This is a genomic window from Demequina sp. (genome assembly GCF_016278765.1).
Classification (GTDB): domain Bacteria; phylum Actinomycetota; class Actinomycetes; order Actinomycetales; family Demequinaceae; genus Demequina.
Genome location: NZ_JADQBE010000056.1, coordinates 1 through 8,663 on the forward strand (window position 1 = coordinate 1; position 8,663 = coordinate 8,663).

At 65.7% G+C, this 8,663-nt stretch carries 7 protein-coding genes and 1 tRNA gene; 5 read left to right on the forward strand and 3 right to left on the reverse strand.

The genetic code is table 11. From position 1 onward, the window contains the following. Positions 1 to 7 precede the first annotated feature (7 nt). A tRNA-Tyr gene (locus tag QZZ29_RS09700) sits at positions 8 to 89 on the forward strand. A 71-nt stretch (positions 90 to 160) separates the two neighbouring features. Here the strand turns inward: QZZ29_RS09700 and QZZ29_RS09705 are convergent. After that, entirely contained in the window at positions 161 to 1,549 is a 1,389-nt protein-coding gene (locus QZZ29_RS09705; RefSeq protein ID WP_291382850.1) for an FAD-binding oxidoreductase, read from the reverse strand. A 205-nt stretch (positions 1,550 to 1,754) separates the two neighbouring features. On the opposite strand from QZZ29_RS09705, the gene QZZ29_RS09710 reads away from it, so the two are divergent. Genes QZZ29_RS09710 through QZZ29_RS09725 form a run of 4 tightly spaced genes read left to right on the forward strand, consistent with a single transcriptional unit; the run spans position 1,755 to position 5,748 of the window. Continuing rightward, complete coding sequence (locus QZZ29_RS09710; protein WP_291382851.1) at positions 1,755 to 2,930, forward strand: spermidine/putrescine ABC transporter substrate-binding protein; 1,176 nt, start codon at positions 1,755 to 1,757, stop codon at positions 2,928 to 2,930. Further along, positions 2,923 to 4,065, forward strand: a complete 1,143-nt coding sequence (locus QZZ29_RS09715) for an ABC transporter ATP-binding protein (RefSeq protein ID WP_291382852.1) — start codon at positions 2,923 to 2,925, stop codon at positions 4,063 to 4,065. The genes QZZ29_RS09710 and QZZ29_RS09715 overlap by 8 nt, the downstream gene beginning before the upstream one ends. Before the next feature lies 1 nt (position 4,066). Beyond that, complete coding sequence (locus QZZ29_RS09720; protein WP_291382853.1) at positions 4,067 to 4,930, forward strand: ABC transporter permease; 864 nt, start codon at positions 4,067 to 4,069, stop codon at positions 4,928 to 4,930. Continuing rightward, positions 4,927 to 5,748, forward strand: coding sequence for an ABC transporter permease (locus tag QZZ29_RS09725; protein ID WP_366479400.1), 822 nt, complete (start codon positions 4,927 to 4,929; stop codon positions 5,746 to 5,748). Before QZZ29_RS09720 ends, QZZ29_RS09725 begins: the two co-directional genes overlap by 4 nt. On the opposite strand, the gene QZZ29_RS09730 is transcribed toward QZZ29_RS09725, so the two are convergent. Continuing rightward, positions 5,745 to 7,127 carry an aspartate aminotransferase family protein gene (locus QZZ29_RS09730; protein ID WP_291382854.1) on the reverse strand — a complete coding sequence of 461 codons (1,383 nt, stop codon included), beginning with the start codon at positions 7,125 to 7,127 and terminating at the stop codon, positions 5,745 to 5,747. The genes QZZ29_RS09725 and QZZ29_RS09730 overlap by 4 nt on opposite strands. 89 nt (positions 7,128 to 7,216) lie before the next feature. Further along, positions 7,217 to 8,518, reverse strand: a complete 1,302-nt coding sequence (locus tag QZZ29_RS09735) for a crosslink repair DNA glycosylase YcaQ family protein (RefSeq protein ID WP_291382855.1) — start codon at positions 8,516 to 8,518, stop codon at positions 7,217 to 7,219. Positions 8,519 to 8,663 lie beyond the last annotated feature (145 nt).

The following is an 8,663-nucleotide window of genomic DNA, read 5'->3' on the forward strand; positions in this document are numbered from 1 at the left end:
AGCGCAAGGCAGGTTACCCGAGCGGCCAAAGGGAGCTGACTGTAAATCAGCCGTCAACGACTACGGGGGTTCGAATCCCTCACCTGCCACGACGGGGCCCGGTTCGCCGGGTCCTCGTCCTTTGTGAAGGCGGGTGTTCGCACCTCACGCGAGACGGCGGTCAGTGGCCTCCCATGAGGGGGGCCATGATCCTGGCCGCCAGGCTCTGACGTTTCGTGAGGCGTTCCTCGGTGTCAGCCGCGGTCATCGCGGACAGCCCCGCGTTCACCCCTAGCCACCGCAGCGGCTCCGGTTCCCATCGCGGAGACCGATGCCCCACCCACGGCAGCGCGGTCAGCGCCGTCTCCTCGTCCAGAATGAGGTCCCGTAAGGTCCGGCCCGCGAGATTGGTGGTCGTCACGCCGTCACCCACGTAGCCTCCGGACCACGCCATTCCCGTCGCGGCGTCGAGCCCCACCGAGGCATGCCAGTCGCGCGCGATGCCGAGCGGGCCGCCCCAGGCGTGGGTGATCTGCACGCCGCGCAGCACGGGGAAGAGGTCGACGAGCGCCTCGCCCAGCGCCGTGTGAACCCTCGCGTCGCGGTCGAAATCTGGCCGAATCGACGACCCGAAGTGATAGGGAGCGCCGCGGCCGCCAAAGACGATGCGGTCGTCGGCCGTGCGCTGCCCGTAGACGATCAGGTGGCGGTGGTCGCTGAACGTCTCGCGGCGTTTCAGGCCGATCTGATCCCACACCTCGGCTGGCAGGGGCGCGGTCGCGACGATCAGCGAGTACACGGGGATGACGGAGCGACGATGCTGCGGCAGTTGGGCGGTGTAGGCCTCGGTCGCGCGCACCACCACGTCGGCCGTGAGCGTCCCGCCGGGGGTGACGACGCGATGGGGTGACAGCTCCGTCACGGGTGAGCGCTCGTAGATGGCGACGCCTCGCCGAGCGACGGCCGCAGCGAGACCCCGCACCAGCTTGGCAGGGTGCACCGCCGCGCAGTCCGGCGTGTAGGTGGCGCCTCGCGTGCGCGTCGCCACCAGGCGTGCCGCGGTGGCGTCGGCGTCCAGGAGGGTCACATCGTCGTCTCCGCGTCCCCACGTGCGCGCCTCCTCGACTTCGGCCTTGGCCCGTTCCCACTGGGCGTCCGTCCGCGCGAGCACCACGGTGCCACCCTTGGCAATATCGGCGTCGATCCCCTCGGAGTGGGCGGCCCGAATCACCTCGTCGACCGACGCCCTCATCGCCGCGTGCTGACCGAGGGCGGCCTCGCGGCCTCCTGCTCGGGCGAGCGTCGTGAGCGAACTGGGCATGAGGGCGGACGCCCATCCGCCATTGCGGCCCGACGCCCCAAATCCGGCGATCTGACTCTCCACAACGGCGATGTCGAGGTCGGGGCGCGCGAGAGCGAGGTAGTAGGCGGTCCACAGCCCCGTAAACCCCGCGCCCACGATGGCCACGTCGACCGCGCGGTCGACGGTCAGTGGCGGTCGCGGCGTGAGGTCCCCGCAGGTCTGGTGCCACAGGGACAGCCCGGCGTAGGGCGGGGGTGCGTCAGTCACGGTGATTCACGTCTTTCAGTCTGGCGATGCGAAGGGGAAGAGGTCAACCGTTTCTCTGTCGACGGCGTATCGAAATGTTACGGTCAGGTAAATTCTTGTTCACAAGCACGCTCAGACGGCGCATAATTCAGCGAAGTACCAGTTCAGATCCCATCCGGTCTGCCAATATTTGCTTCATCTGGCAACGTCGTTGAAGGAGATTCCCGTGGAAGAAGAAGAAGAAACGACAACCAAGAAGGGTGTGTCTCGACGGGGGGTCCTGATCGGTGGGGCGCTCGGCGTCGCTGGCGTGGGGGCGCTGACCTTCTTGGGCACGCAGAATCGAAACCAAGAAGCGGGCGGGTGCATCAGCACCGACATCTCGGCGACCGACATGAAGCTGTCGATTTCCAACTGGCCCGAGTACATCGACGAGGACGACGGCGACTACGTCTCGACTCTCACCCAGTTCCAGCAGGACATGGGGATCGAAGTCAGCTATGTCGCAGACGTCAACGACAACTCGGAGTTCTTCGCCAAGGTCGTCAACCAGCTGGGGTCGTGCGCGCCCACGGGGCGTGACATGTTCGTGCTGACCGACTGGATGGCCGCCCGCATGATTCAGGCGGGCTGGATTCAGAAACTCGACAAGGCCAACGTGCCCAACCTCGACGCGAACCTGATCTCCTCCCTCCAGGGTGTGGGATGGGACCCCAACCGCGAATACTCGGCGCCGTGGCAGTCGGGCTTCACCGGGATTGCGTACAACAAGTCGCTCGTGGGTGAGGTCGGCAGCATCACGGACCTGCTGACGCGTTCGGAACTCAAGGGACGCATCACGCTCCTCACGGAGATGCGCGACACGATGGGCCTGATCATGCTCAGCAATGGTGCGGACCCGGCGAACTTCAACGACGACGACTGGGGCACGGCGCTCGAGACCCTGACCAAGGCGCGCTCGGACGGCCAAATCCGTGCGTTCACGGGCAACGAGTACATCAACGACCTGTCGGCGGGCAACATCGCCGCCTGCGTCGCGTGGTCTGGTGACGTCGCCGCCGCGGAGGACGAGAACCTGGTGTTCCTGTCCCCGGAGGAGGGCATGATGATTTGGGCAGACAACATGCTGATCCCCAACAAGTCGGACCACAAGGCAAACGCAGAAAAGTGGATCGACTACTACTACGACCCTGAGATTGCTGCCCGGCTCGCCGCCTACGTGTGGTACGTGTGTCCGGTGGACGGGGCCCAGGCCGAGATGGAGAAGATCGACCCCACGCTCGTGGACAACCCGCTGATCTTCCCCACCCCCGAGTACCTCGCAAGCACGCACAGCTTCATGGCTCTGTCCGACGACAAGGCCAACAGTTACGAGCAAGAATTCGCCAGCGTCAGTGGCTGACGAAGTCAATCGCGATTTAAGGCTCGAGGGGTTGCGCAAGCGTTACCCCAACGGCTTCGTTGCCGTGGAGAACCTCGACCTCGTGGTCCCGAGCGGGTCGTTCTTCGCCTTGCTGGGCCCCTCCGGTTGCGGCAAGACCACCACCCTGCGCATGGTGGCGGGCCTCGAGGATGCGACAAAGGGCACCATCAGCATCGGCGACACCGACATCACGCACGAGAAGCCATACCGGCGCCCCGTGAACACCGTGTTCCAGAACTACGCGCTCTTCCCGCACCTCACCATCATGGAGAACGTCGAGTTCGGCTTGAAGCGCAAGGGCGTCAAGGAAACGCAGGTGCCGGTCCACGAGATCCTGGCGCTCACGGAACTTGAGGCGCAGGCGAACAAGAAGCCGGCGCAGCTTTCGGGGGGCCAGCAGCAACGTGTGGCCCTTGCCCGCGCGCTGATCAACCGGCCCGAGGTGCTGCTCTTGGATGAGCCGCTCGGCGCCCTTGACATGAAGCTGCGCAGGTCGATGCAGATCGAGCTCAAGCGCATCCAGTCGGAGGTGGGGATCACCTTCGTACACGTCACCCACGACCAAGAGGAGGCCATGACGATGGCCGACTTCGTGGCCGTCATGAATGCCGGGGAGATCGAGCAACTGGGTTCCCCCTATGAGCTCTACACCAACCCCCGGACCACCTTTGTTGCGAACTTTCTGGGGCGGACCAATCTCATCAGGGGCCGGGTGCTCGGCCGGGAGGGATCGGGGGCCGACGAGATGGTCAAGGTCGACATGTATGGCACCACCGTGTCGATCAAGGCCGGGCGAGTCCATACCACCTCTCCAGATGTCTGGATCGGCATCCGGCCGGAGAAGGTGATCATTCAGCCACAAGACAAGCCGATGGATGGTCTTGGCGCGCACTTCTCCGAGGCGGTGGTGAGTGACAGGAACTACACGGGCGTCTCGACCGACTACACCCTCACGATGCCGTGGGGACAGAACCTGGTGTGCTTTGAGCAGAACACGGGGCGGCGCGGCGGTTTGGTGACGGTAGGCACCAAGGTCGACGTGCTGTGGCGTCCCGAATTCGCGTTCCTGCTGGACTCTTCACAAGACGCCGAGGCAGGAATCGGGGAGGACTAGCGTGGCGACCAGGTTGCGGGCCCCGAGCACCGCCACGGCGTACTGGCTTGTGCTCCCCGCGGCGGTGTGGCTGGGGATCTTCTTCGTCTTCCCGTTCCTGTCGCTCCTCGCCACCTCGATGTATGACCCCGCCGGGTCGGCCGTGACCGGCTACGACATGACCTGGCGGGTGCAGAACTTCGCCGAGGCGTTCGCCGACTACAACGAGTACTTGGTGCGCTCGCTGATCTACGCGGGAATCGCGACGTTCTTGTGCCTGATCCTGGGCTATGTGCTCGCCTATGCCATCGCGTTCAAGGCGGGCCGGTGGAAGACGATCTTGCTCGTGCTCGTCGTCGCGCCGTTCTTCACGTCCTTCTTGGTGCGCACCCTCGCGTGGAAACTCATTCTTGGCGATGACGGCTGGTTCGTGAACGCCATGCAGACGATTCACCTCCTCCCGCCCGACGGCCGCCTGCTCGCCACGCCGTTCGCGGTGGTGGCGGGACTCACGTACAACTTCCTGCCGTTCATGATCCTGCCGCTGTACGCGAGCCTGGAGAAGATCGACCACCGGCTGCTCGAGGCCTCCGAGGACCTCTACGCGAAGCCCGTCCAGACGTTCTTCAAGGTGACGTGGCCCCTGTCGCTGCCGGGCGTCGTCGGCGGCACACTGCTGACCTTCATCCCCGCGACGGGCGACTACATCAATGCGGCGCTGCTCGGAAGCACCACCACTCAGATGGTGGGCAACAAGATCCAGGTGCTCTTCACCAAGGCAGGCGACTACCCGCACGCGGGGGCGTTGTCGGTGATCCTGCTGGTCATCGTGGTGGCGCTGGTGTTGCTCTATGTCCGCAAGGCCGGGACGGAGGAACTGCTGTGATCGTCTCGCTCGGCCGCTTCATCGGCAAGCATCTGGTGCTGTCCCTCGGGCTGCTCGTGTTGCTGTTCCTGTACCTGCCCAACGCGATTGTGGCGCTGATGTCGTTCAACGACGCCTCGCAGTCGCGAAATCTCTACAGCTTCCAATCGTTCACCTGGAACAACTGGCTCAATCCGTGCGAGCCCATGGGCATGTGCGAGGCGGTGGGAACGAGCATTCAGATCGGCCTGCTCGCCACCCTGGGTGCCACCGCGATCGGCACGCTCGCCGCGTTCGGACTGGTGCGCCACCGCTTTGAGGGCCGCGCCACGCTGAACCTGGTGCTGTTCCTGCCGATGGCCACGCCCGAAATCGTGATGGGCTCGTCGCTGTTGGCGCTGTTCGTGTCCGCGGGCCTCGCCGGCCAGTTGGGGTTCTGGACCATCCTGGTGGCGCACATCATGTTCTGCCTGTCGTTCGTGGTGGTCACGGTCAAGTCGCGCCTCGCGGGACTCGACTCGAACCTGGAGCAGGCCGCCATGGACCTCTACGCCAACGAGTGGCAGACATTCTGGAGGGTCACCTTCCCGCTCGTCTTCCCCGGGATCCTTGGCGCGGCGCTGTTGTCCTTCAGCCTGTCGTTCGACGACTTCATCATCACCAACCTCAACTCCGGGCAGACGGTGACCTTCCCCATGTTCGTGTGGGGAGCGGCCCAGCGTGGAGTGCCCATGCAGGTCAACGTCATCGGCACGATGATGCTGCTGCTGGCGCTCACCGTGGTGATCGGTGGAGAAATCCGATCACGTCGCAGGGCCAAGCAGTTGGCCGCCCGCTAGATCAGCGCCGACGCCCGGGTCAGCACGTCACGCAGGATCCGTTCCATCTCGTCGAACTCTGCCTGGCCGATGATGAGCGGCGGGGACAGTTGGATGACCGGGTCGCCGCGGTCGTCGGCGCGGCAGTACAGGCCTGCCTGGAACAGCGCGGGGGAGACGAAGCCGTACAGGATCCGCTCGCACTCCTCATCGGAAAAGGACTCCTTGGTGGCCTTGTCCTTGACCAGTTCGATGCCGTAGAAGTAGCCCGCGCCGCGGACGTCTCCCACGATGGGAATGTCCAGTAGCTTGTCCAGCGTCGCGCGGAAGGCGTCCTCGTTGCTGCGGACATGCCCGAACACGTCCTCGCGCTCGAAGATGTCCAGGTTGGCGAGTGCCACCGCGGCCGCGACCGGGTGGCCGCCAAAGGTGTAGCCGTGCGCGAACATCTCCCCTGCGGCCAGGAACGGCTCCATGAGGGCGTCGGAGGTGAGCATGGCGCCCATGGGCGCATAGCCGGACGTCAGGCCCTTAGCGGTGGTGATGATGTCGGGCTGGTAGTCGAAGCGCTGGGACCCGAACATCGTGCCCAGACGTCCGTAGGCGCAGATCACCTCGTCGGAGACCAGGAGCACGTTGTAGCGGTCGCAGATCTCGCGCACCCGCGGCCAGTAGCCTGGCGGCGGCGGGAAGCAACCTCCCGCGTTCTGTACCGGCTCAAGGAACACTGCGGCCACCGAGTCGGGCCCCTCGTTCTCGATCGCGATGGCGATCTGGTCTGCCGCCCACCGGCCAAAGGCCGCCGGGTCGGATCCGTCCAGCAACCCTCCGGTCATCTCCTCGGCGCGATAGAGGTTGGTGTTGGGCACCCGGAAGGTGGAGGGAACTAGTGGCTCGAATTGTTCCTTGAGGGCGGGGATTCCGGTGATGGACAGCGCTCCCTGGGTGGTCCCGTGATACGCGACGGCGCGGCTGATGACCTTGTGCTTGCCGGGCTTGCCCGTGAGCTTGAAATAGTTCTTGGCGAGCTTCCACGCAGACTCGACGGCCTCGCCGCCGCCCGACGTGAAGAACACCCGATTGAGGTCGCCGGGTGCGGCGTGCGCCAGGCGTTCGGCCAGCTCGATGGCGCGGGGATGTGCGTAGGACCACAGCGGGTGGAACGCGAGCTCCTGGGCCTGCGTGGCTGCGGCCTGCGCGAGCTCCGTGCGGCCGTGCCCCAGCTGGTTGACGAACAGCCCGGCGAGCCCGTCAAGGTAGCGCTTGCCGTGCGAGTCGTAGATGTAGGCGCCCTCGCCCCTCACGATGATCGGGATGTCGGCATCGGCGTAGCGCGAGTGCGCCGTGAAGTGCATCCATAGGTGATTCTTCGCGGCCTCTTGCAACTGGGAGTGGTCCATGTCCCTGATCCTTGCCCTTGGTGGGCCCGGCGGCAAGTGCCGAAGCCGCGGATGCCTTGATGACCACTCTCGATGTCCGGAGGGGCGTGCTAGACGGACAGATTGCCGTGACCCGCAATTTCGACCTCGTCGAGCCCGAGCCACCCCGCCATGAGGCTGAGTTCCGTGCGCAGCGCGGCCGTGATCTCCCGGTCCGACCTTCGGCGTGCCCCTGGCGCCGCGCCCTCCTCGCGCCACGCCGACTGCACCCGCAGCACCCCGGCCTTGCGGTCCGCCTTGAGGTCCACGCGGCCCACCATCTGATCGCCCAGCAGGAACGGCAGGCAGTAGTACCCGTACGTGCGCTTGGCTGCCGGAGTGTAGATCTCGATCGTGTAGTCCATGGCGAACATCCGCTTGAGTCGCGGCCGAAACCAGCACACGGGGTCAAAGGGGCTCAGCAGCGCGGCGCCGGTCGCTCGACCAGGGTCGGTCGCGGCACGATGCCACGGCGCGTCGTGTGACGGCTCTCCGATGGCCATCAGCGCGGGAGTCTTCCATCCCTCGACCTCGACCCACTTGGCAAGACCTCGCTCCACCGCCGATGCCGCCCACGCCTCTCCTCCGGCGGCGTCGGGCGCATTCTTGCCAGCCTTCAGCGGCAAGCGGAAGTGGTCGCACAGATCCGCCACTGTTCCGATGCCGCACGCCGCGAGCGCGCGGTCAAAGAGCTGTTGGCGCGCCTGACCCGCGGGTAACCCCCAGGGGTGGGAGCCGTCGGGCGACACGGCGTCGGCCGGGGGCAGCCCCCACGCTCGTGGCGTCGCATCGTACGTGCGGGTGAAATGGCGCCCCCGGGACGCTGCGACCTTGCCCGTGATGAACAGGTATTCCAGTGCGTCCTTGGCGTGGTCGTTGTCCCACCACGGACCCTTGCGGCGCTCGCGTGGGGCCAGGTGCGACACGTCGGCGCCCACCACGGGCCCCGCAGAGTGCACTAGCTCGCGAGCGGCGTCGACCAGTCCTGGGCGTTCGCGGTCCAACCGCTCCCGGCGGCGCGACTGCCACGAGTTGCCGTCGACCATGCGGTGGTACATCGCGGGGAGCAATTCTCGTGGCATGACCGAGGCCTCGTGACCCCAATGTTCGAAGGCGTGGGCGGAGTGGCCACGCGCATCGCCCCACAGGTACGCGTCCGCGCGCTGCAGGTTGTACGCGCCGAACCTGGAGTACAACGGCAGGTAGTGGGCCCGGGCCAGAACGTTCACCGTGTCGAGTTGAAGCACGCCCTGGGTGCTCAGATATGCCGCGAAGTCACGCTCTGACACTGCCCGGGAGGGCCGCTTGCGCGCGAGTCCCTGCGCGTTCAGAAAGACGCGGCGGGACTGGGCGGCGGTCACGGTATCGGTCACGAGCGACACTGTATCCATGAGGTGTGACGTGCACTCGCATGAAGGAGGTCGCCGATTTCCTGTGGGGCCCGTGCGCCATGTACGCTAGTCCGGCTTGCCCCGATAGCTCAGTCGGTAGAGCGTTTCCATGGTAAGGAAAAGGTCC